The sequence below is a fragment of the Methanobrevibacter sp. genome (genome assembly GCF_045120835.1).
In the GTDB taxonomy this organism is placed as follows: domain Archaea; phylum Methanobacteriota; class Methanobacteria; order Methanobacteriales; family Methanobacteriaceae; genus Methanocatella.
Window position 1 is genome coordinate 12,710 of record NZ_JBGVFE010000026.1, and the last position, 21,858, is coordinate 34,567.

The 21,858-nt window shown below is 34.4% G+C and carries 31 protein-coding genes; 9 read left to right on the plus strand and 22 right to left on the minus strand.

Going from position 1 to position 21,858, the window contains the following annotated elements:
• The 4 genes from ACJMLO_RS02455 to ACJMLO_RS02470 all read right to left on the minus strand — a co-directional run bounded on the left by ACJMLO_RS02455 (position 1) and on the right by ACJMLO_RS02470 (position 2,516).
• Positions 1 to 771 carry a methyltransferase domain-containing protein gene (locus ACJMLO_RS02455; RefSeq protein ID WP_405293583.1) on the minus strand — a complete coding sequence of 257 codons (771 nt, stop codon included), beginning with the start codon at positions 769 to 771 and terminating at the stop codon, positions 1 to 3.
• Positions 772 to 794: 23 nt separating this feature from the next.
• The gene (gene nikR, locus ACJMLO_RS02460; protein WP_405293585.1) at positions 795 to 1,244 is read right to left on the minus strand and encodes a nickel-responsive transcriptional regulator NikR; all 450 of its coding nucleotides are present in this window, start codon (positions 1,242 to 1,244) and stop codon (positions 795 to 797) included.
• A gap of 117 nt (positions 1,245 to 1,361) precedes the next feature.
• On the minus strand, positions 1,362 to 1,829 hold the full coding sequence (locus ACJMLO_RS02465) for a hypothetical protein (protein ID WP_405293587.1): 468 nt from the start codon (positions 1,827 to 1,829) through the stop codon (positions 1,362 to 1,364).
• A 42-nt stretch (positions 1,830 to 1,871) separates the two neighbouring features.
• Positions 1,872 to 2,516: a hypothetical protein gene (locus tag ACJMLO_RS02470; RefSeq protein WP_405293589.1), complete on the minus strand. Its 645-nt coding sequence runs from the start codon at positions 2,514 to 2,516 to the stop codon at positions 1,872 to 1,874.
• A gap of 79 nt (positions 2,517 to 2,595) precedes the next feature.
• On the opposite strand from ACJMLO_RS02470, the gene ACJMLO_RS02475 reads away from it, so the two are divergent.
• From ACJMLO_RS02475 to ACJMLO_RS02485, 3 genes are read left to right on the plus strand one after another with little or no spacing between them, the layout of a single operon-like run.
• Positions 2,596 to 3,147: a DUF2115 domain-containing protein gene (locus ACJMLO_RS02475; protein WP_405293591.1), complete on the plus strand. Its 552-nt coding sequence runs from the start codon at positions 2,596 to 2,598 to the stop codon at positions 3,145 to 3,147.
• Between the two features lie 9 nt (positions 3,148 to 3,156).
• On the plus strand, positions 3,157 to 3,705 hold the full coding sequence (locus ACJMLO_RS02480) for a TIGR00730 family Rossman fold protein (protein WP_405293593.1): 549 nt from the start codon (positions 3,157 to 3,159) through the stop codon (positions 3,703 to 3,705).
• Positions 3,692 to 4,348, plus strand: coding sequence for a hypothetical protein (locus ACJMLO_RS02485; RefSeq protein ID WP_405293594.1), 657 nt, complete (start codon positions 3,692 to 3,694; stop codon positions 4,346 to 4,348). The genes ACJMLO_RS02480 and ACJMLO_RS02485 overlap by 14 nt, the downstream gene beginning before the upstream one ends.
• A 21-nt stretch (positions 4,349 to 4,369) precedes the next feature.
• Here ACJMLO_RS02485 and ACJMLO_RS02490 read toward each other — a convergent pair whose 3' ends face one another.
• Both ACJMLO_RS02490 and ACJMLO_RS02495 read right to left on the minus strand, forming a co-directional pair.
• The gene (locus tag ACJMLO_RS02490; RefSeq protein ID WP_405293596.1) at positions 4,370 to 4,975 is read right to left on the minus strand and encodes a YitT family protein; all 606 of its coding nucleotides are present in this window, start codon (positions 4,973 to 4,975) and stop codon (positions 4,370 to 4,372) included.
• A 120-nt stretch (positions 4,976 to 5,095) separates the two neighbouring features.
• Entirely contained in the window at positions 5,096 to 5,560 is a 465-nt protein-coding gene (locus tag ACJMLO_RS02495; protein ID WP_405293598.1) for a HEAT repeat domain-containing protein, read from the minus strand.
• A 183-nt stretch (positions 5,561 to 5,743) separates the two neighbouring features.
• Here ACJMLO_RS02495 and aksF point away from each other — a divergent pair, with 183 nt between their 5' ends.
• Positions 5,744 to 6,733, plus strand: a complete 990-nt coding sequence (gene aksF / locus ACJMLO_RS02500; protein ID WP_405293600.1) for a homoisocitrate dehydrogenase — start codon at positions 5,744 to 5,746, stop codon at positions 6,731 to 6,733.
• Positions 6,734 to 8,203 carry a class I adenylate-forming enzyme family protein gene (locus ACJMLO_RS02505; protein WP_405293602.1) on the plus strand — a complete coding sequence of 490 codons (1,470 nt, stop codon included), beginning with the start codon at positions 6,734 to 6,736 and terminating at the stop codon, positions 8,201 to 8,203.
• A 2-nt stretch (positions 8,204 to 8,205) separates the two neighbouring features.
• Here ACJMLO_RS02505 and ACJMLO_RS02510 read toward each other — a convergent pair whose 3' ends face one another.
• Together ACJMLO_RS02510 and argB are read right to left on the minus strand one after the other, a co-directional pair.
• Positions 8,206 to 8,658 carry a deoxycytidylate deaminase gene (locus ACJMLO_RS02510; protein WP_405293604.1) on the minus strand — a complete coding sequence of 151 codons (453 nt, stop codon included), beginning with the start codon at positions 8,656 to 8,658 and terminating at the stop codon, positions 8,206 to 8,208.
• A gap of 25 nt (positions 8,659 to 8,683) precedes the next feature.
• Positions 8,684 to 9,547, minus strand: a complete 864-nt coding sequence (gene argB / locus ACJMLO_RS02515; RefSeq protein ID WP_405293606.1) for an acetylglutamate kinase — start codon at positions 9,545 to 9,547, stop codon at positions 8,684 to 8,686.
• A gap of 49 nt (positions 9,548 to 9,596) precedes the next feature.
• Between argB and ACJMLO_RS02520 the strand changes: the two genes are divergently transcribed.
• Positions 9,597 to 10,265, plus strand: coding sequence for a hypothetical protein (locus tag ACJMLO_RS02520; RefSeq protein ID WP_405293608.1), 669 nt, complete (start codon positions 9,597 to 9,599; stop codon positions 10,263 to 10,265).
• 42 nt (positions 10,266 to 10,307) lie between these two features.
• Positions 10,308 to 10,463, plus strand: coding sequence for a hypothetical protein (locus tag ACJMLO_RS02525; protein ID WP_405293610.1), 156 nt, complete (start codon positions 10,308 to 10,310; stop codon positions 10,461 to 10,463).
• A gap of 95 nt (positions 10,464 to 10,558) precedes the next feature.
• Here the strand turns inward: ACJMLO_RS02525 and ACJMLO_RS02530 are convergent, their stop codons facing one another.
• The 8 genes from ACJMLO_RS02530 to ACJMLO_RS02565 all read right to left on the minus strand — a co-directional run bounded on the left by ACJMLO_RS02530 (position 10,559) and on the right by ACJMLO_RS02565 (position 15,939).
• Complete coding sequence (locus ACJMLO_RS02530) at positions 10,559 to 11,119, minus strand: hypothetical protein (RefSeq protein ID WP_405293612.1); 561 nt, start codon at positions 11,117 to 11,119, stop codon at positions 10,559 to 10,561.
• The gene (locus ACJMLO_RS02535; protein ID WP_405293614.1) at positions 11,112 to 11,837 is read right to left on the minus strand and encodes an ImmA/IrrE family metallo-endopeptidase; all 726 of its coding nucleotides are present in this window, start codon (positions 11,835 to 11,837) and stop codon (positions 11,112 to 11,114) included. The genes ACJMLO_RS02530 and ACJMLO_RS02535 overlap by 8 nt, the downstream gene beginning before the upstream one ends.
• Positions 11,838 to 11,839: 2 nt before the next feature.
• Positions 11,840 to 12,166, minus strand: coding sequence for a helix-turn-helix domain-containing protein (locus tag ACJMLO_RS02540; RefSeq protein ID WP_405293616.1), 327 nt, complete (start codon positions 12,164 to 12,166; stop codon positions 11,840 to 11,842).
• Positions 12,167 to 12,852: 686 nt separating this feature from the next.
• On the minus strand, positions 12,853 to 13,101 hold the full coding sequence (locus ACJMLO_RS02545; RefSeq protein ID WP_405293618.1) for a hypothetical protein: 249 nt from the start codon (positions 13,099 to 13,101) through the stop codon (positions 12,853 to 12,855).
• Between the two features lie 161 nt (positions 13,102 to 13,262).
• Positions 13,263 to 13,850 (minus strand): DUF998 domain-containing protein, encoded by a 588-nt coding sequence (locus ACJMLO_RS02550; RefSeq protein ID WP_405293620.1) that lies wholly within the window; start codon positions 13,848 to 13,850, stop codon positions 13,263 to 13,265.
• A 3-nt stretch (positions 13,851 to 13,853) separates the two neighbouring features.
• The gene (locus tag ACJMLO_RS02555; RefSeq protein ID WP_405293622.1) at positions 13,854 to 14,789 is read right to left on the minus strand and encodes an SAP domain-containing protein; all 936 of its coding nucleotides are present in this window, start codon (positions 14,787 to 14,789) and stop codon (positions 13,854 to 13,856) included.
• Entirely contained in the window at positions 14,782 to 15,600 is an 819-nt protein-coding gene (locus ACJMLO_RS02560) for a low temperature requirement protein A (protein ID WP_405293624.1), read from the minus strand. The genes ACJMLO_RS02555 and ACJMLO_RS02560 overlap by 8 nt, the downstream gene beginning before the upstream one ends.
• Before the next feature lie 81 nt (positions 15,601 to 15,681).
• The gene (locus tag ACJMLO_RS02565; protein WP_405293626.1) at positions 15,682 to 15,939 is read right to left on the minus strand and encodes a hypothetical protein; all 258 of its coding nucleotides are present in this window, start codon (positions 15,937 to 15,939) and stop codon (positions 15,682 to 15,684) included.
• A gap of 51 nt (positions 15,940 to 15,990) precedes the next feature.
• Here ACJMLO_RS02565 and ACJMLO_RS02570 point away from each other — a divergent pair, with 51 nt between their 5' ends.
• Positions 15,991 to 16,158: a hypothetical protein gene (locus ACJMLO_RS02570; protein ID WP_405293628.1), complete on the plus strand. Its 168-nt coding sequence runs from the start codon at positions 15,991 to 15,993 to the stop codon at positions 16,156 to 16,158.
• Here the strand turns inward: ACJMLO_RS02570 and ACJMLO_RS02575 are convergent.
• The gene (locus tag ACJMLO_RS02575) at positions 16,153 to 16,479 is read right to left on the minus strand and encodes a hypothetical protein (RefSeq protein ID WP_405293630.1); all 327 of its coding nucleotides are present in this window, start codon (positions 16,477 to 16,479) and stop codon (positions 16,153 to 16,155) included. The genes ACJMLO_RS02570 and ACJMLO_RS02575 overlap by 6 nt on opposite strands.
• Positions 16,480 to 16,858: 379 nt before the next feature.
• Here ACJMLO_RS02575 and ACJMLO_RS02580 point away from each other — a divergent pair, with 379 nt between their 5' ends.
• Positions 16,859 to 17,386 (plus strand): hypothetical protein, encoded by a 528-nt coding sequence (locus ACJMLO_RS02580; RefSeq protein ID WP_405293632.1) that lies wholly within the window; start codon positions 16,859 to 16,861, stop codon positions 17,384 to 17,386.
• Here the strand turns inward: ACJMLO_RS02580 and ACJMLO_RS02585 are convergent, their stop codons facing one another.
• The 5 genes from ACJMLO_RS02585 to ACJMLO_RS02605 form a co-directional block, all read right to left on the minus strand.
• A complete protein-coding gene (locus ACJMLO_RS02585; protein ID WP_405293634.1) occupies positions 17,387 to 18,403 on the minus strand; it encodes an alcohol dehydrogenase catalytic domain-containing protein in 1,017 nt (338 codons plus the stop codon). It lies immediately after the preceding gene.
• Positions 18,396 to 19,106: a 2-C-methyl-D-erythritol 4-phosphate cytidylyltransferase gene (locus tag ACJMLO_RS02590; protein ID WP_405293636.1), complete on the minus strand. Its 711-nt coding sequence runs from the start codon at positions 19,104 to 19,106 to the stop codon at positions 18,396 to 18,398. The genes ACJMLO_RS02585 and ACJMLO_RS02590 overlap by 8 nt, the downstream gene beginning before the upstream one ends.
• Before the next feature lie 133 nt (positions 19,107 to 19,239).
• Complete coding sequence (locus ACJMLO_RS02595) at positions 19,240 to 19,842, minus strand: class I SAM-dependent methyltransferase (RefSeq protein ID WP_405293638.1); 603 nt, start codon at positions 19,840 to 19,842, stop codon at positions 19,240 to 19,242.
• A 350-nt stretch (positions 19,843 to 20,192) separates the two neighbouring features.
• A complete protein-coding gene (argJ, locus tag ACJMLO_RS02600) occupies positions 20,193 to 21,416 on the minus strand; it encodes a bifunctional ornithine acetyltransferase/N-acetylglutamate synthase (RefSeq protein ID WP_405293640.1) in 1,224 nt (407 codons plus the stop codon).
• Between the two features lie 15 nt (positions 21,417 to 21,431).
• A complete protein-coding gene (locus tag ACJMLO_RS02605; RefSeq protein ID WP_405293642.1) occupies positions 21,432 to 21,845 on the minus strand; it encodes a hypothetical protein in 414 nt (137 codons plus the stop codon).
• Between the last annotated feature and the right edge of the window lie 13 nt (positions 21,846 to 21,858).

Sequence of the window (21,858 nt, forward strand, 5' to 3'; positions counted from 1 at the left end):
TCACCTAACAATTTTTGTTTCTATACTTTCAATCCCCTTTCCCATAATATATTTTATTTCAACATTTATAAAATCATTTACCTTAATTTCTTTTTCTTCCAACGGAATCAGAAGTGGCGGGTTTAACATGGGCAATGGCCCTGCAATAATATTATCATTAAGGATAGTGTAGGTTGTAATTTTCAAACCATTTACTAAAGCATCTTTTTTTGCCTTGAATTTTAAAATAGCTTTAAAATTAGGATCAATATCATCTAACAGGTCGAATTTGGAATAAATGATTTCATCTGAAAGGATTTCATATCTGGCGCCTTCATCCCAATGAACATTATCCCTCTGCATATTCACAAGTTCCGCCGCATTTACGATTGCCTCTGGTATGATCTTGCCGTCCGGTTTCAGGAATCTTTTTGCATAATCTAAAACCGGCACCTCTTCTTCATCGATTAAAGCTGTATCAAGCATCTCACAAACAATCAGATCTGCTTTTTTTGTAAATTCATAATCCAAAACATCACTGTTTACAACCTGAATGTTATCAAAATCAGCCAGATTTTCTTTTGCACAAACATATGCTTTTCGTTCAACTTCCAAAGAGATGATTTCCTTAAATTTGGAACTTAAAAAATAAGATAAAACACCACTGCCGCAACCTAAATCATATGCCAAATCAGTTCTTCCATCATACTCTTCAATAGCCCTATAAAAAACAGATAACCTATCCGTATCTTTTAACAGGTCATGATGATATGGAGTGGTTTTAAATTTCATGAAAAAAATAAATAGAAAAGATTTTAATGAACATGGGAATGGTCGTGTGTATGACCAGGTTCTCTAAAATCTTCGCCGTTTGCAGTACTTGTGAGTTTTACGTGTTCAACACCTTTAAGTCTCATTATTCTTTCGGTCAAATCACGAATCTCAGCAATATCCCCATTTACAACAACAATTTCCATACAGTATTTGTCGGTCATGTGAATATGCATACTTGTATTGATTTCATTTCTGAAACTGTGTTGAATTTCTGCAAGGCTTTCCATAACTCCTGTGTAATGGTGATCATAGATAATTGTGATAATTCCTATTCTTTCCCCTTCCATGGAATTCATCCATTGATATCTTACAATATAATCCTGAAGTGCATCACGAATTCCCTTAGAACGAGACTGATATCCTCTCTCTTTTAGTACCTCGTCAAAATCTGCGAGTAACTTCTTAGGTAATGACATACTTATTCTCATCATAAAAAACACATCAAAAATTCAATAATTATTTTAATATATTAATTTTATCCATATATAAAGATTATGATTAAAATAGAAAATGATAATACTTAAATATTATTAATTTTGTAAAAAATATTATCCAACAAGGAGATAATATTCTCCATCATCCTTTTCAATTGTTTTGAGAAGACCTTTATTCTGTAAAGACAATATAATGTGGTACATTCTGAAATTACTGAGTTTTAAATCTCCATATAACAAATGACCCTCTAAAGTATATTTTGAAACAAGATTTTTGTCATCCACCAGTTCCCGAATTAACTTATACGAATCTATCTCCTTTTGGTTTAGCTCCAACTCTTCAACATCCTTTTTGGAATTAACTGTGTTGACTTCCTTTTCGCTATCTGACAGGCTAACCTTATTGTCTGCGAAAATAACTAAATTTTTATCTTGAAGCTCTTCGAGAATTTGAATCAAATCATATTCATGAAATCCCAGCTCTTTTCTAAGGACACCAATGGGAACTCCCTGAGGATATTCGATATCATAAATTTTTATCTGATTTAAGACGACCTCTTCACTACGAGTAATATTTATCATATTATCAACAATTATATTTTAGTAATAAGTATTACTTAATAGTTATGATAACTGCATTTCATTTTCAAGTGCCTTTGCCTCTTGCCTGTTTTTCTCGGCAACCTCTTCGGGAGTCAAATTATATGGCCTTGTGAAAAACAACTCCAGATCATTGACCACCTGACATATGGACATGTGAACAAGTTCCTTTAGGGCTAAACTTTTCTGAACACGATTCAAAGATTCATCGGCATAAATCATGTTATAATCCTTTTGGTAATCTTCACGGATCTTGGCGGGATTTAAATCTTCAAGAAGCTGTTGTTCCTCATAGTCTTCGGTCAGTAGTAAAAAAGTGACCAATTCATCCTTTTCATCACTGTAGTCATTATCAGGATTATCAATAACATCATAAAAATAGCTGCTTACAGACTGGAAAACATCACGTGAAACATTTCCATTGACAATGCTGTCGATAAATAATCCGAATGTTTCGGAAATGAAATATTTTCCATTTTCTTCATAAGTGGAAAAAACAAGCTCATTTTCAACATTGGCAACATATTGAATCAAGATTATGTCTTGACCTTTTTCAAATGCCTTAACATTGAATTTAGAACTTTTCAACTTATAGTCACTATTGATTTTTAAAGCATTTTCAACATTTTCAATATCCTCTTTTGAAATCTCCATGAAATTTTCATCCATACTAATAACCCCAATAATTATAATTTAATGTCAAGGTAATTAATAGTTTTTATTAATCAGAACCTTAATAAATTTAATCATGGAAGCTGAAGACATATTGGTAGAACTTAAAAAATTATCTCCAAAAAAAGAAATTACAAAATCGGAGCTAATGGTAATTCTCAAAAAATATGCTCGAATCATATCAGTCAATGATTTAATGCTGGCTACCGCACATATGCGAAAGGATGGAGAATTCGTTCATGCCAAATACCGTGAAAAATACCTGAAGATTTACATTAAATATTTCATAATGCGCATGAAGGAGGTTAAGGAAAAAGAGGATTATGTCGATTCAGCTATAGACAAAACCGCATTTGACGAATCATTCCCAATGCTTGAGAGAACCTTCGAAAAGGAAAGGCTGTCAGATGCGACAGATGACAAATTTCCATTGATATATGTCATCACTGCACTTTACACAACTTTTATTCTGGAAGAACCAATACATCCTGTTGGAAGTGAATTTCCAGGAAGCTTATTTGTTGAAGAAAGAAACGGAGAATATTTCTGCCCAGTCAAGGAAAATCAGAAAGACAATGTAAATGCAATTTGCCATTTATGCCTTGCAGAGCAAACTCCTGATATCTAGAGTGATAAAATGAACATATGCCTTTACGGATCTGGAAGCAGAAAGATAGATAAAATATACACTGATGAAGCCTACACATTAGGAGGCATGATTGCTGAAAATAACCACCGACTGGTATTTGGAGGTGGAGACACCGGCATGATGGGAGCATGTGCCAAGGGAGTTCATGACAATGGCGGAAAATCAATTGGAATTGCACCCGAATGGATTGGCGAATTTGAACCCTTATGCAAAGATTGCAGTGAATTCATTTATGTCAATTCGATGGATGAAAGAAAACAGGAATTTCTAAATAACTCCGACGCATTTATAATTTCGCCTGGAGGAATAGGAACCCTGGATGAATTTTTTGAAATAATTACGCTTAAAAAATTAAAAAGACATGACTGCCCAATTATAATTTTCAACATCAATCATTTCTATGACACAATGCTTAAGATGATTGATGAAATGGACGAAAAAGGCTTTTTATATAAGGCAGAACAACTTTATGATATAGCAACAAATTCTGATGAAATATTTGAACATTTAAATAGTGATAATGATGATAAGCAATGAAGAAGCTTTAAATATAGCTGAAAATATTGAAGATGCCAATGACATCGACATTAAAAAGACAATTGAAAAGGCATCAACAGCAGGTTATCTCGGCGAAAAGCATTTTTACTGTACTGTGATTGAAGAAGGAGGAATGACCCATACCGTTCCGGAAATTTTAGGAGACATGTATAAGTCCCAACCTTTGGATAACCTTTATTTCGACATTATCTCAAAAGCCCTTGACCATGATGGGATTTATATCTCCTTGGGCTATTGCGCTTCCAATTTAATGATTCCCGACAATGAATGCCTAGAGATTATAGAATATGATGACTATGACCTTGACGAAGACGAGCTGGAATACCTAGTGGAATATGCTCTGATTACGGCTGATGGCGTGAAAAAATTTAAGGTCTATGCTGAAGAAGGCATAGCCGGCCATGAAAGAACAGAAGATGTCGGATTAATGATCAACATCATTGACAAAGACTACAAAGCTTATTTTGCCCTCAGGTCAACTGACCAGTGCATGTCCAGTTTCAGGGTTCTGCCGCTTCAAATGAACTATAAAAAGGAACATCCCCTATCCCTTATCAATCCAATCAATAAGATTTTAATTGAAATGATTGGTGAGAGTATTGTCTTTAAGAAAGACAAGTAACCCAGATTACAAAAAAAATTTCTATTTGCTTATCAAAGGTTCGATATAGGAATCCAAATATCTTTTTAGTACACGAACAATAGGTCCTATAATCAAAGCAGAAATCACAGTTCCTTCACGAACTCCCGCAAGATATCCAAGAAAGACAACTGACAAAACTGCTGCAGTAATTACCATGGAAGTGTCTACATAAGGTTTTATTTTTGCAAATTCCCTCTTCAATACCTTAGAAATTGCTACAATCAGCCCATCAGCAGGCAGATAAACCACCTCAGTTTGAATTTCAAACAAAACTCCAAATGCAACAACGATACAGCTAACCAGCAATAGTGCCATTTGGCTTGTGTAATCCTGAGGATTTAAGAAATTAACCAGCATCACCGAAAAATCAATGAACACTGAAAATATTGTACCGACAACGATTTGTAAAAACTGCCTTTTTTCAAACTCCCTTTTCAAAAGAACAACCTGCAGGACGACAAAAATAAAATTAAATATAAAACAGACCGTTCCAACACTTAACTTCAATACTAAACTTGAAACGTAAGGCAGACAAATTAATGGAGAAGTTCCCAGATTGGCCTTGATAGAAAGTGCAGCGCCCAAAGATATGATAAACAGAGACATCAAATACAATATATATCTATTAATACGCTTAATATTAGAGTTTTGAACCATCATATCATTAATTGGCCTAAAATTCCCCTTGGAACAAAACAAAAAAAAGAAATGAAAGAAATAACTTAATTATTTCTTAATTGATTCGATTGCACTTTGTGCACCGGATTTTACAAAACCGCTTTCATCATCAAGAAGTTTTTCAAGTGCAGGAATGGCTTTTTCATCACCCAAGTTTCCGAGTGCCCAGGCTGCTGCTCCCCTTACTTTCCAATCTTCATCATCCAAAACTCCGATTAAAGGATCAACAGCAGGTTCTCCCATACGTGAAAGTGCAGTGGATGCTTCCCTTCTAACTAGCTTGTTATTATCTTTTAATGTTGAGATTAATGGGTCGATTGCCTTAGCATCACCAATTGCGCCTAAAAGAGTAGCCGCATGTAACCTAATATTTTTTTTCCTGCTGGATAGAGCGGAAATCAATGGGTCCAGTGATTCATCAGCCCTTATTTCCAATTCTCCCATTACATCTTCCACAACAAAGTCATCTTTATCGTTTAATAGTTCTATTAACTCATCGATACTTCTTTCCATTTTAATCCCCCTTATTCAATAAGGTGTTTAACTACTATTTACTATGTAATTAATATAATTTATAGTAATATATCATATAAAAGTATTTCGATAACATACGAACAAATTTTTTAAAAAGAAAATTGCATATATATCATTAAATCAATATTATAATCATATTAAAAAATTATCAAGTGAACGTAAATGTATAACATTGCAGTAATAAGTGGAGACGGAATAGGAAAAGAGGTTATGACTGCCTGCGAATATCTTCTTGACAAAATAGACATAGAATTTAGTTTTACCTATGGAAATGCCGGTTATGAGTGTTTCAGCCTTAATGGAACAACATTGCCTGAAGAAACAATCAAAATAGCTAGCAAAAGTGATGCCGTATTGTTTGGAGCATCAACATCAACTCCCGGAGAGCCTAGTCCGATCATAAATCTGAGAAAGGCATTGAATGTATATGCAAACATAAGGCCCATCAAGTCATACAAGGGTGCAAACTGCATTCGAGACGACATCGACTTTGTAATCGTTAGGGAAAATACCGAAGGGCTGTATTCCCAAATAGAATATGGAAATATGGACAAGATGATTGCTGAAAGACACATTACACGAAAGGCATCTGAAAGGATCTCCAAGGCCGCATTTAATCTTTGTATCAAAAGGGAAGAAAGCAAGGTTACCTGCGTTCACAAAAGCAATGTATTGAAAAAGACTGATGGAGTATTTAAAGAAAGTTTTTATAAAGTTGCAAAAGATTATCCTCAAATCAAAACTGAAGATTACTACGTCGATGCAATGGCAATGTACCTGCTGACACAGCCACAAAACTTCGACGTTATTGTTTCAAGTAACCTGTTTGGAGATATACTGTCTGATGAAAGTGCAGGACTTGTCGGAGGATTGGGTCTTGCACCTTCCGGAAACATTGGTGATCACAACGGATTATTTGAACCCGTACACGGTTCGGCACCAGATATTGCAGGCAAAAATATAGCCAATCCATGTTCAATGATCCTATCAGCAGCCATGATGCTCGATTATCTGGGAGAATGGGAAACCTCAAACAATATCAAAAATGCTGTTGAAAAGGTAATTGCCGAGTGTAAGATTAGGACACCAGATTTGGGAGGAGATTCTTCCACAATGGATGTTACAAAAGCAATCGTTCGGGAGTTAATTTAAATGCTAAATATTACTACTTTTTTAGATGCAAATTCAAAACGTTTGGACAAGCATGTCTTATACAATCCTAAAAACGGTGAAAAATACACCTCTGGAGAAATTTTATCAATTGTTTCAGAAATTGGAAGGAAACTAAAAGATTTGGGAATTTCAAAAGGAGAGCGAGTTTTAATTTATCTTGCAAATTCCGAAGAATACCTGTTTTCACTTTTTGCAATATGGAGAATCGGTGCAATAGCTATTCCAACAAATAGAATCATGACTGCAAAGGAGCTTGAATACATCGCAGGCGATTCAAAAGCAAAACTTCTGATTACTGATGAAGCAGGCAAAAACATAATTGACATTGACACCTACATTCCAAAGGACATTATCGAATTCAAAAACTGTGAAGTGCTTGAAGCAGAAAATACCGATTGGGATGACCTATGCCAATTGCAATATACCTCCGGAACTACCGGACAGCCTAAAGGGGCAATGCTGACCCATGGAAATTATTTCACTGCAATACACAATGAATGCGATGTGCTGACCCTAAAGCAGGACGATATCTTTTTGGGAATCTATCCGATGGCACATGTGGGATTGTCATGGGCAATTTCAGCATTGAGATCAGCTGCATACTACATTTTGATTGAACAGTTCAACATTGACGAATATCTTGAATTATGTGAAAGCGAAAAGGTTAGCGTTCTTACCGGAATGCCTCCTGTCATACATTCCCTGACTACAATGGATGCACGAAAACAACTTAAAACCGTTCGTGAGATAATTTCAGGTGGAGGGCCATTGCATAAAAAGATTTGGAAAGATTTCCATCAAACCTACGGCATACCAATCATCAACGCTTATGGATTATCCGAAACAATTGTAATCGGAACAGGTACAGTCATAAGACCTGAAGATTACCGTGAAGCAGACAGATTTGAAAGTGTAGGCCATCCCGTTTGCTTTTCTGAAGTTAAAATCGTTGATGAAAGCGATTCGACAAAAATTCAGGCAAAATATGAACAGGGCGAAATCGCACTTAGAGGCCCGGCAGTCGCTAAAGGCTATTGGGGAAACGAAGAAAAGACAAAAGCATCATTTTTAGATGATGGATGGTTTTTAACCGGTGATATCGGATATCTTGATGAAGACAATCGTTTGTTCATTACTGACAGGAAAAAGGACATGATTGTAATGAGCGGATGGAAAATCTATCCGACAGAAGTTGAGGAAGTGCTGATTAAATACCCTGCGGTTAAAGAAATAGCTATTTTTAGTATAAATGACTGTCACAGGGGTGAAATACCTGTTGCTGCAGTCGTTTGGGAAAATGAAAACGACAGTGAAGGTTTGCTTGAATACGCCCGTGAAAATCTGTCAAGATATAAAGTTCCCCGTGAAATCTACGATTTGGATGAACTTCCAAGAGTCAACGGTTGGAAGTTGCTAAGAAGAGAACTGCGAAAAATGTTTAAGAATTAAAGTTATTCACGCAGTTTTAAAATTCCTTTCCTGCTGACTATTTTATCAATGCCTGAGTTCTTTATCATCCTAAAGCATATGGGACAAGGTTCCGCATCATCTATATCTACCCAATCACCTTCATCATACTTTTCTCCGGCCAGATAGATGGTTGAACCCAGCATTTCATTTCTGCTTGCACTGATCATGGCATTTTGTTCTGCATGGACTGAAAAGCAATCATTATAGTTACCTGAATTGGACGGAAGATCCATTCTTTGACAGTTTCCCCTATCACAACAGTTTTGATCGCCTCTCGGATTTCCATTATAACCTGTGCTGACTATTTCATCGTTGTTGACGATTACCGCTCCATAGCGTCTTTTCAAACAGGTGCTTCTTTTTGATACCGCAAGAGCAATTGCAAGATAATATTCGTTTTTACTCATACGGTTTGCATTATTTTCATCTGCCATATCAACATCTCCTTCATTAAACTGGTTATTTATAAATCATGGTTCCAATGCCGTCAGTTGTGAAAACCTCTAAAAGCAAAGAGTGTTTTTTGCGCCCATCAATAATGTGACATGATTCGACGCCATTTTCAATAGCCTTAACGCAGGTTTCAATTTTAGGAATCATTCCTCCTGAAATGATGCCCTCTTCAATTAAACCCGGAACTTCATCAATTTTGATCTTTTGAATCAATGAATCAGCATCTGAAGGGTCTCTTAAAACGCCTGGAACATCAGTCAAAATGATTAATTTCTCAGCACCTACTGCACTTGCAACTTCACCAGCTGCAGTGTCAGCATTTAAATTTAGGCTTGTTCCATCCTTTGCAATGCCTACAGGAGATATTACAGGAATATAATCATTGTCTAAAAACATGTCAAGCAAACTGGTGTTTATACAGTCAACTTCGCCGACAAGACCTAAATCAACGAGTTCCCCATCAATCTTGCTTGCTTCTTTTTTATGAGCATATATTAAACTTGAATCCTTTCCTGATAAGCTAATTGCATCACCATCATGTTTTATGAGTTCGGAAACTATTTCAGTTGATATTTTACCCACCAAAACCATTTCGATAATTTCCATGGTTTCCTCATCGGTTACCCTTAAACCTTTGATGAATTCAGACTGTTTACCGAGTTTATCCATTGATCTTGAGATTTCAGGACCTCCGCCATGTACGATTAGCGGTTTCATTCCAACATATTTAAGCAATACTGTATCACGGGCAGTGTATGATTTCGCCTTTTCGTCAACCATCGCATGTCCGCCATATTTAATTAAAATCTTTTTATCATGAAACTTTTTGATGTAAGGTAAAGCTTCAATTAAAACATCTATATCTTTCATCTAATCACTACACTAAATATTTAATTTAATGATTTATAAAACTAATTATATGGATGAAGTTAAAAAATATCTTCTCGAACTTGGAGCAAGCAAAGTCGGGTATGCTGACGTTGAAGGGCTGGCCAGTGAATTTGTTGATTTGCCGAATGGAATCAGCATTGTTTTAAAATTACCTAAAAAAGCCATGCAATTTGTTGATGATGAGGAATATGAAGCATACTGGAAGTGTTTTCACGCACAAATTGACAAACTGACTGAAATTGCACTTAAAGGGGAAGAGTACATCAAAAATGAAGGATATGATGCATTTGCACTGACAATGACCCGCAATGAATGTGACATGAAAAAATTGCTAAGCATTCTTCCCTATAAAACAATAGCTACCAAATCAGGGCTTGGATGGATTGGACGCTCTGCATTATTCATAACCCCCGAATACGGTTCAGCAGTTGCACTTGGAGCAATATTGACTGATATGCCACTTGAATTTGGAACCCCAATTACTGATTCCGAATGTGAAGACTGCACAAACTGTCAGGATGCATGTCCGGTCAATGCAATAAATCCTCAAAAATGGAATGACCGGCTTAAAAGAGAGGACATAATAGATATTGAAGCATGCAGCGAATATATTATTGACCAATACAAAGCCGGATTGGGCTGTACAAAATGCATGAGCGAATGTAGACTCACTCAGGAATATCTAAGAGAGATATAAAAAAAGTAGGAGTTAAAAAACTCCTATAATCGCATTTTGAATTTGAACCGGTATTCCTGGTTTACAATTTCCATTCCAATGAATGAACCTTTCAAAATGTCTGCAACTTTCTGCAAGTCCGCAGCAGTTATTTCACTACCATTACCGATAGGTGAGAAGAATGTATTCTCGTCCTTGAGACACGTCGAAAATGTCTGATTTGTAATACTTTTCAGTCAAAATTGTATTATAAAATCTAAAAACAATGAAAACAACATACTTTTAAGCAAAATAAAAAACCTATACTATATCTATCACTTCAAAAATCTTTTACAATCACTTTTGTAAAGTTCATCATAATATTTTGTGAATGAATTTTTAGGTAAATCAATACCTTCTTTAATCATTCCTTTCCATAATCCATTTGCAGTATTTTCACTGACAATGTCATTTTCAACCGCTTTGGATAAAATCATAGAACTAGTAATGAGTTCAATATCCAAACTATCAATATATTCTTCCACATCACTTAGATTGTTGCTTGCCACTATTCCATTATTCAGATGAGCCAATGCCATTGCTGCTGATTCCCCATCACCACAACATTTACCTGTTTGACTCCAAAATCCTTTTTTAATTAAGTTAAAAGTAGTGTATTCCTGAGACATGAAAGGTATTTCTCTTGTTTCTACAAATCCATCTTTTAATTTTTTAAAATTTGTTTTTACGATTGGCGGCGTGTTATCATCCATTAGTTCATTATAAACTTGTTCGGGAATGACAATTTTAGTGAATAATTTTTCTAAAATATGGCCTGCATCTACAAACAAAAAACATTCTAAACAGTCAGTATCATAAAAAACCGGTTTATCCAAGGTCATTCACCTCATTTGAGTTATGAATGATGTCATTTCTAAAACTCCTTAATAGTATTTCCCTTCTTTTTCCACCGGTTATCTTTTCATCCTCATATGCCTTTTCGGTTAGGCGTATTAGCTCACCTATTGAGGAATATTTCTGATTTTCTGGAGATGGTTTGTAAAGACTAGTGTCGTAACCTAATCTGTCAGCTTCACGTATTATATCAACACCATATTCATCAAATTGGTTTTGATTAATCCAATTCATTTTTTTAAGGCGTAAAAGCATGGTAGAACGGCTGACCTGATAATGCTGTTCGCATTTTATTATGTCTTCAAGTGTCCAGTCTTCAATTTGGTTTTTATTTTTAAACCAGTACAGGGCACTATCAGGCATCAAAAAGGTTGATGCAAAGTTATCTGCATTTATTTCGCTTTGGTTATTATTGTTGATTCCACAAACGATAAAGTCTTCAATATCCTCATAAATCAAGTGGTATAATTCATGGGCAAGTGTGAAGTTTTGCCTTCCAATTGTATGATTGGTATTGATGAATATCACATTGTCGTCTTTTGTTTTTGAGCAACACCCGCTAATGTTGGTTTTCATTGGAAACCAAAGTACTGTTAAATTCCTTATGTTATTATAGACTAAAGAGCGTATATTTATTGAAGCAAAGCTTTCAACACCCCAGTCATGTCTTAACATTTCCGCCAATGCAATGCTATTCATGTTTACTCATCACCATCCAGTTTTCTTAGTAATTTTAAATATCCTGTAATTTCATTCATTTTTGCAACTACGTTTAGATCCACCTTTTCGTCACTTCGAAATGCTATACTTGATTTTTCATGTGAATCTTCTTCTCCCAATAAATATTCCGGTGAACAATTGTATAATAAACATAATTTATCAAGTAATGTCATGTTAAAGGTTCTCTCACCATTTTCTATTTTAGAAAGGTTGCTTTGAGTAATCCCCAAATAGCTAGAAACTTGTTCTTGTGTATATCCGTTTTCCCTCCTTAATTTGTATAGATTTTCTCCAACTGTATTATTCATGATTTCATCTCCATAAGTAATATTACATTGTACTAAAAAATATATAAATATTTCTATCAAAAATATGACAAAATTGTAATCAACATCTGAAATTGATTTCAATTAATATAATTAATACATAAAATTGTATAAAACAAAATAATATTGTTTAATTTTACTATAATCTAAATCAAAATACTATATACTAATAAATAATATTTAAATAAGTTTATAATAATTTTTTAAGTAATATTAACAATAATAAATTAAAAAAAATACAAATCAATAAGTCCATCAATAATTCAATTTTTGGATTGAATTTTTATCAAAAGATTTTGCTTTTAGAATGAGATTAGTGGAGTTTCAGAAGTTATTTTACAATTGAAATTTCACTACGTTACTTTTTTTAGAATTATTTGGTTATTTTTGAAGCGATCTTGCTAATTCGTTGCTTATTTTTTTGTGTTTTTTGTTTAAATGAGTGTTACGTTTAGTTTTTCATGTATTTGTATGTATGTGTATCAAGCGCATGGTTAGTTCTTTTTCTGCATTTTCCATACCAGTTCTGTTTAAATTAGACTAAAAAACCATTTCTCAATATTAACATGTTAGAATAAGTTCACAAAAACAAATCACCCAAAATAATTACACTATATACAATTCACTTGAAAATTAAAAACCATCAAAAAAAAGAGTAAAATGAGCATCTAAATGCCCATTTTGAATTTGAACCGGTATTCCTGGTTTACAATTTCCATTCCAATGAATGAACCTTTCAAAATGTCTGCAACTTTCTGCAAGTCCGCAGCAGTTATTTCACTACCATTACCGATAGGTGAGAAGAATGTAATCTCATCATCTGTGATAAGGTAGTTGAGCAGTTTTGTATTTTCCTTTTGATACTTTTCGACAATTGCTAAGATTTCTTCTTCAGTATTTTTACTAAGGTTTGTCATTCTATCACCCTTAACAATAATTAACTGAAGAAGTATTTAAAGTTTTATACTTGAATGGATGTATGATAATGAAAAAAAAGTAAACTCAACAATGTCCCAACAATTATCTGAAAAGTAACAACGATTAAATTAAATGTTGTTCAAGTAAAGTACAAAATAATTTAGTCACGAATCAAGTAAACGCCAGTTAAAAAACTCCAGATAATTAGAGTGTATACAGACAGCCGTTCCAAAACCGGCATGTAAATGTTTTCCATGCTGAAAAACATTATCCAAAAGACAATTAAACCAAAAACTCCCAGAATCAATGTTATTTGTTGAAAAACTTCAAATTCATCCATTGACCTAGAAATCAAAACAAGAAGAACGTTTCCTCCAAGTATTGCCATGACTGCACCTAAGGTGTGATAGCCTGACATCAGAGGATTTCCTCCATGAATCAAACCGACAATAATGACGCCTATTCCTGTTATTAATGACAGGGCATAAAAAACAGCCTTATTTTTTGTTATATAATCCCCAAATCTGTAAAAATTGCCAAAAATCAATATCAAACCGATAAAGATAAATGCAGAATTCATCAGCCAGAATAATGGAGATTCTGCATTTGGAATTCCTAGCTCAGAAATGGTATGAAAAATATAAGTATCAATAAAAGAAGCATTAAAGTGAGCTGCAGAAATGGCCTCCGCCAAAATATAGTACAAACTACCGATGATAAAGACTATTCCGGCAACCTTACGCTTCATGATTTAAATTCCAAATTTTTTATTGAAGAACTTCTCCCTTAACTCAAAGTTGAGCTCTTCGATATCGGCACCATCAATTGCCCTTTGCAAAATTTTATAGGTGGTCTTTTTAGGGACGGTGACATTTTTGATATGGGACTTGTTCCATATCCTGTCGAACCTTTTCTTGAGACTGCCCATTTTCAGCTCTTCCAATACATTTCTTAAATTGACAATATTGGCCTCAACAATGATTTCGTATGTGGCATAACTTTGAGCATCAAGAGAAATCGGGTTCAAACCCAAAATGAAATGCTGCAAGTCATAGTCCATGAAAGAGTCATAATCCCCATCATATGCATAAACGTGTGCCTTTGCAGATAACGCCAATCTGAAGACTTCAAAATGGTTATTCACTAATGACCTTGAGATGATTTCATCACAGAAATTCAATCCTGTCTGGATTTTATCTGCAGATGACCCCGCAACATAGGTTTCATAATCATCGAATCTGAATTGTACAAGAGCAAACATATACAAGTCAATCCAATCGTTTTCCTTTAAAAATTCATATGCCTTATCGGTCAGCTCCAAATTGTCAAATGATTTGTTGGTGTTAGTTGATATGTCCAAATTACGTGCATCTTTCGCTTCTTTCAGCAAAGGTAAAACTCTTTCCACCAATTCATGCTTTTTGCCTGAAACCTTTAGACCGTTTTCCCTTAAAATATCCTTCAGCTCAGACACTATATACTTTTTAGAGATATGTTCGGCAGTTATTTCAACATCCGCAGTTACCTCTACATCCCCCTTAAGATATCCTTCATCAACCAGATAGCTGATGCACTCTTCAGCCGAATTGAAAGTTCCGAATTCTCCCTTATTTAAAATATATTCAAGATCATTATCGTTTTTTAAATAATTCAATACATTAAATACTTCTAATTTTTGTTCACTCACTTAAACACCTTTTTTGTTTTCTTAACAATACAGAAAAGTTACCGAATGTTATAACAAGGCTTCCAATCAGGAAAGCATATAAATTTGAAATGAATATTAAAATTATAGCCATTCCAATTATCGTAACCATTAACATTAACATTATATCTCTTTTGGTTAATTTAATGTTTTGCTTATAATACTCTTTGTTTGCCATTATTGATATGTAGAAAATAACAAGAGATACTATCATCAAACCGCTTGCAAAAATGTGATTGACTTCACCAGAGTGTATCAGCTCCAATGCCACCGTTACAAGGTTGATACTGATTACAACAAAATAATGGCTGAACATTAACCTTAAAGAGCGTTCTACTCTGTGATGCTCCATCAGATTGTGGATTTGAATAACATATGATCCGAACATCGTTAGGACTATGAAAAACACAAGAATAGGGACGAAATTAAAGTTTGTCGTATCAAAGAAATGAGTAAGGCCTACTATCGCCTCACCAAATGTGATGATTGTCAAAAGCTCAAATCTTTCAACAAGATGGGGAAAGCTGATGATGCTTTTGTCGAATTTGCCCCTGATGAAAAATGGAAGGAAAGCACCGGTTAGGACTGCCACCACGTTAATCCAGATTACATATTGGGTTAAATGGAACAGCGAGCAGAGAATGGCAATTAAATATATTGTGCAGACCACCAACAATATTGAAATGGAATTACCTGCAGCTCCAGACATCGAATTTTCCTTTTTTGCCTGAATTGAATATAGAATCACCACTGTCAAAAGTAGAATGAACAATAAAGTAATATTGTCAATCAAATATTTAAAATAAGCAGTTTTAAATAAGAACAATTTTACAAGCTCAAAGCAATATAACAAACTCAGACAATTAAAAAAAAATTAGGGATTGCATGCCTCATCAGCAGCACCCATAACAACACTAATTTCATCTGAAATATTGATTTCAGAAATGTTTTTAGGTGAATCCAGTTTAGAAGTATAGTAAGCCTGTGCATAATTCATAGTAACTACATTAACGTCCTTGAAGTCAATTATGAAACTATCTTCAGGGAGTTTATTTAGAATGTCAATCAATTCTACAGCAAGTTCACTGGACTCCAAATGTGTACCGAATTCAGCGCCAACATTAATAAGCATTTTAACACCTACAATAATATTTAAAATTAATAGTTAATAAAATTAGATAATATGAAAACCTGTCCCAAATGTGAAAGAGAATTAAAAAGAGTATTTCACGGCGAACCTGACGATGAACTGGCCGCCACATCATTAAATGAAGAGATAATTATTGGAAACTGCTGTGAAAGTAGATATTATTACTACTGTGAGTACTGCGACGAGTTCTTCCAGTCATAATCCCAAAACTTCCTTATCGGGATTTGAATTTTTGAATAAGTGGATTTTTGTATCTCTTTTCCAGGTGAATTTCAAAAGCCCCGCATAAATCAGCTTTAAATCATCATCCGAAAAGTCTTCCAGATAATAGATTTTGCCACGTTCGCCCACATTCATTAAAAATCTCATCATATGTCTGTATACCATTACCGAATGAGGATTATAGATTATAATATCATCGGTAATGTACTCTATGAGTTTTTCAAGTTCTAAAAAGTCGGGCTGAATGACTTCCACATTGCAGTTTGGAAATTTTTCACTTATTATCCTCTCATAATCCACACTATCACCAATTATTAATTATCGCATCAACTCATTATTAAATTAACTAAATAATACAAATCAAAATCAATATTCCATTACATAGCTCATTTTTCAAATTGAAATAACTTAAAAACGATTTATTCCTCATTATGCCATCAGTATAATCATATTTTTAAATTTAACCGATTTATTCATTAAAATAAATACGGAAATGAGAGGTTCTCCCCACTTTGCCCGCCCGCGCCATTAAAAGTTATAAAACTACATTCTAAAATATTGTTTTCATTCTTAAAAATTGATTTTACTCTTTAATATTGCTTTGATTTACAAGTAAACCCTTATAAATCATCAAAATAGAGAATATTAATACAAATATAATTTAAGAAGGTTGAAAAAAATGTATAATGAAATACTTGAGTACATAACAAATACGATTAAAAAAACTTTTAAGGACGAAAGGCCAATAAAATGCCTCACACCCGAACATGAAACCGTTCTTGATGAAGAAGTTCACCCTGGAGGATTCATATTCACAACCGAAGATGGAGATTTTATTGATTTTGAAGTCCAACTGAAAGATTTTGACGAAATGGAACTTACAAAATATGTTGAATTTGCGGAAAATCTCTGCGAAAAGCACAACCGACATGTTTCAGTTTACCTGTTATGCTCCAAAAATGTAAATGTTAGCGTCAAAGAATGTAAAATTTACTCAGAATCTAATTTTACAATCAAACTTGCATGTTCACAAGAAGACCTCTGCAGATTCACTCTAGAAAAGATTAAAAACAAAATTAAAAACAACCAAACTCTCAATGAAGATGATTTGAATGCCCTCGAGATGCTTCCGGTAACCTGCGATAGAAAAGACAGAAACTATTACCGGCTCGAATACTTTAAGATAATTAATAGAGAACTCTATTAATTACTTATTCCATTTCAAAATGGTCTTGCCGAAATGTGAAATATGATCCTTATCAAATGCTTCCTTCAGGTCATTTAGCGTATTTATTTCACAGATGGTCGTTACTAGCTTTTCGAGATATTCAAACATCCGAGGATTTTGTTTGAGAGTTTCAACAACTCCAACAAAGTCTTCCCTTTCGGACCTGCTGTTTCCCTGAACAGTCAATCCTTTCTCCAGAATCATTCTTGTATTGATTGGTACCGGATATTCACTTACGCCAAAAAGGCTGATGATTCCCTGCGGATTGATTATATCAATTATCTGTTCAATGGCCGATTGGGAAGCACTTGAACCAACACATTCAAAAGCATGATCAATCGCCAAGTTTTTAGGAACGTTATGTATCTGATAGATTTCATCAGCAAACGAAAAGAGATTTAAGTTTTCCAGGTGTTTTCCGAAAACGATGACCTTGGAATCTGGAAATTTCACCTTAAGAAGCAGTGCAGTTATAAAACCAAGGTTTCCATCACCCCATACACCTAAGGTATCCTTTGGAGTAATGGAGATTTGAGAAAACTTTACAATACCCTGATAGGCCACAGATATCAGTTCAATGAATGCCGCAACATGAGGGTTGAAATCCTCAGGTATTTTTACAACCCGGTCGGATTCAAGCCTAACCAAGTCTGATGTAAAACCGTCAAATCCGCTTCCTCTGAATTTGGATTTGTAGGAATAGTTGGCTCTGCAAACATCCTCACCCTGAGGAGTGTTTGGAATCATTACAACATTATCTCCGGAACTGAACTTACCTGAATCGTCAAAAACCACTTCGCCAATTCCTTCATGAATCAGTGCCATCGGCAATTTTTTTTCCAAAACTTCAGCAGGCCTTGAACCCTGATAGTATCTTTGATCAGCCTGACAGATTGACAGATAAGTTGGCCTTACAACCACGCCATCAAGTTCAATCTCGTCAATTGCCTCTTCAAAGAACTTAGGAGATTTAAGCCTATAAACAACGTTAATCATTTCTATCCTCAAGTATTGTGTTTGCTAACTTTAAATCATATGGATATGTTATCTTGATATTTGTTACCTCACCATCAACCAGATGTACATCCTCATCCTTAAGTGTGAATATTTTGCATGCATCTGTTAGGATATTGGCTTCAGCCTCTGTTAAACTATTAATCAAGCTGAAAAGTTTTTTTATATTGAAGCTCTGTGGAGTCTGGCCCTGATAATAATAATCCCTTACCGGGATACTTTCTATGGTCTCTCCATTTATACTTTCAACAATCGTATCTGTTGCGGGAATGACCGTATCGCATGCACCATATCTTTTTGCTGCCTCAATATTGTCTTCAATGATCCTATGGGTGACAAAAGGACGCACTGAGTCATGCGTAAGAATAATGGAGTCATCATCAATACCAAAATTATCTTCAATGTATCTTATACTATTCATCAATGTGTCATTTCGGGTTTGCCCACCTTCAATAACGATTATATCCTCATTATCTCCAATGTATTCCTCAATTAAATTTTCAGTATGATTTATAAAATTTTTTGGTATCAGCACGATTGTCTTGTCAATATTTCGATTGATTACGAATTTTTCAATTGTGTGAATTATGACCGGTTTGTTTCCCAAGGTCAAAAATTGTTTGGGAGTGTCTGTTCCGCCCATTCTCGAACCGATTCCACCTGCCAATATTGCTGCAAAAATCATGTGACTGTACTCCTTTATAATACTATTATATTTTTTCTAAATAATATTCTTTAAAAAATAGTATTTAATATTTTCAATCAAAAAAAGAGTTTTGGAAGTTGAAAACTTCCGGTTTTAAAAAATGAAAAAACGATTATTCCTTTTCAAACATTATCAAATAATGTGATTTGCCTTCAGGAATATCTTCACCAATTTCCTCATTCAAATAAGTCATTTTAAGACCATGATTATTGAATAGTTTTTCCAAATCCGCAGGTGAAGATCTCACTTTAGTCGGAGGTCCGTTTGGAACATCCCAAGCCTTATAATCCATAATGGCTATCTTACCATCACTTTTAACTATTCTTTTGAGTTCCTCAACAGCTTCATCAAGCTTTCTTGAGGCTTTAAATCCATGGAATACATTAACCATTAAAATAACATCAATTGAATCATCTTCCACGCCCGGAATTCCTTCAGTAATGTCAGCTTCGATATTTATTAAGTTTTCAACATTGTTTTCTTTTTTATAGGTTTCCATGTCCTCTATTGAAGCGTCATAGATATCAACAGCATAAACGCATCCCCTGTGATTATAGTCTTCCAAGACCTTGATTGCATTGTGACCGTCACCACAACCTGCATCCATGAATACTTCATCACCATTTAGAGCCAATTCCTTGATAATCTCATCAGAATCAAGGAAACTTACACTTGAAAATCCATGTGCTCTGTGACCATTTGGTTGTTCTTTCATATTATCACCTAAATAACTATCTTTAAGAAATACTATTTAATTATTTTCAATATGATGATAATTTCATAACAATAGGAAAGATTTTAAAAAAACGGCCTATTTGATTCGATAATGGTTAAAAATAGTTTAAAATAAGAAAAAAAGTTATAAGAGGATTATTTTTTCCAAGTTTGTTTTACTCCTCTTCCTCTTTTACTACCAGGTTTAGTATAACTTCTTTTTTGTCTGGTTCTTCTGTTAGTTCCTTTAACTTTTGCCATATTCTACCCTCCTTAAAATTTATAATTACAAGATTAGAATTAAATCTATAACAAAAAAATATTTGTTTTCAATATATTTAAAGCTTTTCTTTAAGTGGTGTATTCTGCGTTAATTTTAACATAATCATAAGTTAAATCACAACCCCAAGCAGTTGCCTCACCGTCGCCCAAATCCATGTCAATATTGACGATGATATTTTTTGACTGCATTATCTTTTCAGCCATTTCAAGATAAGGAGTATCCTCAAATGCTAAAATTTCACCATTTTTGACCAAATCAACATCATCAGAATCATCTGCAATTGATATTGTAACTATATCCGGATTTAAATCGCATCCTGAATATCCTATAGCCGATACGATTCTTCCCCAATTCGGATCTCCACCAAATACTGCAGATTTGAAAAGGCTTGATGAAATTATTGATTTTGCTGCAAGACGCGCATCATCATCATTTCGAGCATTATAGACATTTGCTTCAATAAATTTGCTTGCTCCTTCGCCATCACGTGCCATTTTTTTAGCCAAATCAATGCAGAGATAGTTGAGAGCATCCTGGAAATTGGAATCCATTTTACCGTCCTTTATTACTTCAACACCTGATTGTCCATTTGCCATCATCAAACATGTGTCATTGGTACTTTCATCGCCGTCAACGACAATCATGTTAAAGCTAATGTCGGCTGAAGTTTTAAGTGCCTTTTTAATCTCCCCACTTGGAATAACGGCATCCGTTACAATAAATGACAACATGGTACCCATATTTGGAGCAATCATTCCACTGCCTTTTGTGATTCCTGCAATTCTTACAGTTTCACCAGTTGTTAAAGTTACTTCAACAGCACATTCCTTTGGAAAAGTATCGGTTGTCATAATCGCCTTTGCGGCTGCAAGTGAATTTTCTGGATTGCTGCCCAATTTAGATAAGGATTCATAAGCCACTTTGGAAATGATATCTATCGGCATTTCACGACCGATGACACCTGTAGATGCAATAGCTATTTCATCCTTAGGTATTTTTAAATCAACAGATAACAACTCAACTAATGTTTCACAGTCCTTAAAACCTTGTTTTCCTGTAAAACAATTTGCATTTCCACTGTTTACGAAAACAGCTGAAACAATACCTTTTTTTAAAACATTTTGAGTGTACTTAACCGGAGCCGCAACAACTTTATTTGAAGTGAAAACTGCTGAAGCAGAACTGTTTGGAGAAACAATAATGCTTACACCATATTTACCTTCACGAGCCCCTGATACTTTAAGATTTTCAATTACAGAAAATCCTCCATCAAGTTCTTTAATATAATTCATAAAAATCACAAAAAATTAATCTTCCGATTCTTTTTGCTGAATATTCAGCTGCGAAGTAGTATTTTCATTAAAATCTACAGCATCAACTTCCTTATCATAAGAAATTGCTTTGCTGCTATTTACATCCTTCAACATTTCTTCGGTGACATTTTCATACTGAGGTCCTTCATCATCACTGCCATCATCAAAGCTTAAAGAAACACCAATGCCCGCACCAATGACAAAAGCAACCAATGCCAAAATCATTATTAAAATAAGTGTACCGCTTGTTTTTCTTTTTTTATGAGAATTCCTATTGCGAGGATTATAGGACATGTTTGGACGATAATTGAAATTATTTTTCCTATTCCTTCCTATTTTTCTTTTAGAAGTATTCTGGCGACCATTTCCTGATCTTAAAACTCTTTTATCATCCTTTTTTCGTCTCATAATTATTCACATT

Bases quoted from the DNA above. Each gene is read 5' to 3' on its own strand.
- ACJMLO_RS02455 (WP_405293583.1), bottom strand. From the start codon at position 771: ATGAAATTTAAAACCACTCCATATCATCATGACCTGTTAAAAGATACG.
- nikR (WP_405293585.1), bottom strand. From the start codon at position 1,244: ATGATGAGAATAAGTATGTCATTACCTAAGAAGTTACTCGCAGATTTT.
- ACJMLO_RS02465 (WP_405293587.1), bottom strand. From the start codon at position 1,829: ATGATAAATATTACTCGTAGTGAAGAGGTCGTCTTAAATCAGATAAAA.
- ACJMLO_RS02470 (WP_405293589.1), bottom strand. From the start codon at position 2,516: ATGGATGAAAATTTCATGGAGATTTCAAAAGAGGATATTGAAAATGTT.
- ACJMLO_RS02475 (WP_405293591.1), top strand. From the start codon at position 2,596: ATGGAAGCTGAAGACATATTGGTAGAACTTAAAAAATTATCTCCAAAA.
- ACJMLO_RS02480 (WP_405293593.1), top strand. From the start codon at position 3,157: ATGAACATATGCCTTTACGGATCTGGAAGCAGAAAGATAGATAAAATA.
- ACJMLO_RS02485 (WP_405293594.1), top strand. From the start codon at position 3,692: ATGATAAGCAATGAAGAAGCTTTAAATATAGCTGAAAATATTGAAGAT.
- ACJMLO_RS02490 (WP_405293596.1), bottom strand. From the start codon at position 4,975: ATGTCTCTGTTTATCATATCTTTGGGCGCTGCACTTTCTATCAAGGCC.
- ACJMLO_RS02495 (WP_405293598.1), bottom strand. From the start codon at position 5,560: ATGGAAAGAAGTATCGATGAGTTAATAGAACTATTAAACGATAAAGAT.
- aksF (WP_405293600.1), top strand. From the start codon at position 5,744: ATGTATAACATTGCAGTAATAAGTGGAGACGGAATAGGAAAAGAGGTT.
- ACJMLO_RS02505 (WP_405293602.1), top strand. From the start codon at position 6,734: ATGCTAAATATTACTACTTTTTTAGATGCAAATTCAAAACGTTTGGAC.
- ACJMLO_RS02510 (WP_405293604.1), bottom strand. From the start codon at position 8,658: ATGGCAGATGAAAATAATGCAAACCGTATGAGTAAAAACGAATATTAT.
- argB (WP_405293606.1), bottom strand. From the start codon at position 9,547: ATGAAAGATATAGATGTTTTAATTGAAGCTTTACCTTACATCAAAAAG.
- ACJMLO_RS02520 (WP_405293608.1), top strand. From the start codon at position 9,597: ATGGATGAAGTTAAAAAATATCTTCTCGAACTTGGAGCAAGCAAAGTC.
- ACJMLO_RS02535 (WP_405293614.1), bottom strand. From the start codon at position 11,837: ATGAATAGCATTGCATTGGCGGAAATGTTAAGACATGACTGGGGTGTT.
- ACJMLO_RS02540 (WP_405293616.1), bottom strand. From the start codon at position 12,166: ATGAATAATACAGTTGGAGAAAATCTATACAAATTAAGGAGGGAAAAC.
- ACJMLO_RS02545 (WP_405293618.1), bottom strand. From the start codon at position 13,101: ATGACAAACCTTAGTAAAAATACTGAAGAAGAAATCTTAGCAATTGTC.
- ACJMLO_RS02550 (WP_405293620.1), bottom strand. From the start codon at position 13,850: ATGAAGCGTAAGGTTGCCGGAATAGTCTTTATCATCGGTAGTTTGTAC.
- ACJMLO_RS02565 (WP_405293626.1), bottom strand. From the start codon at position 15,939: ATGCTTATTAATGTTGGCGCTGAATTCGGTACACATTTGGAGTCCAGT.
- ACJMLO_RS02570 (WP_405293628.1), top strand. From the start codon at position 15,991: ATGAAAACCTGTCCCAAATGTGAAAGAGAATTAAAAAGAGTATTTCAC.
- ACJMLO_RS02580 (WP_405293632.1), top strand. From the start codon at position 16,859: ATGTATAATGAAATACTTGAGTACATAACAAATACGATTAAAAAAACT.
- ACJMLO_RS02585 (WP_405293634.1), bottom strand. From the start codon at position 18,403: ATGATTAACGTTGTTTATAGGCTTAAATCTCCTAAGTTCTTTGAAGAG.
- ACJMLO_RS02590 (WP_405293636.1), bottom strand. From the start codon at position 19,106: ATGATTTTTGCAGCAATATTGGCAGGTGGAATCGGTTCGAGAATGGGC.
- ACJMLO_RS02595 (WP_405293638.1), bottom strand. From the start codon at position 19,842: ATGAAAGAACAACCAAATGGTCACAGAGCACATGGATTTTCAAGTGTA.
- argJ (WP_405293640.1), bottom strand. From the start codon at position 21,416: ATGAATTATATTAAAGAACTTGATGGAGGATTTTCTGTAATTGAAAAT.
- ACJMLO_RS02605 (WP_405293642.1), bottom strand. From the start codon at position 21,845: ATGAGACGAAAAAAGGATGATAAAAGAGTTTTAAGATCAGGAAATGGT.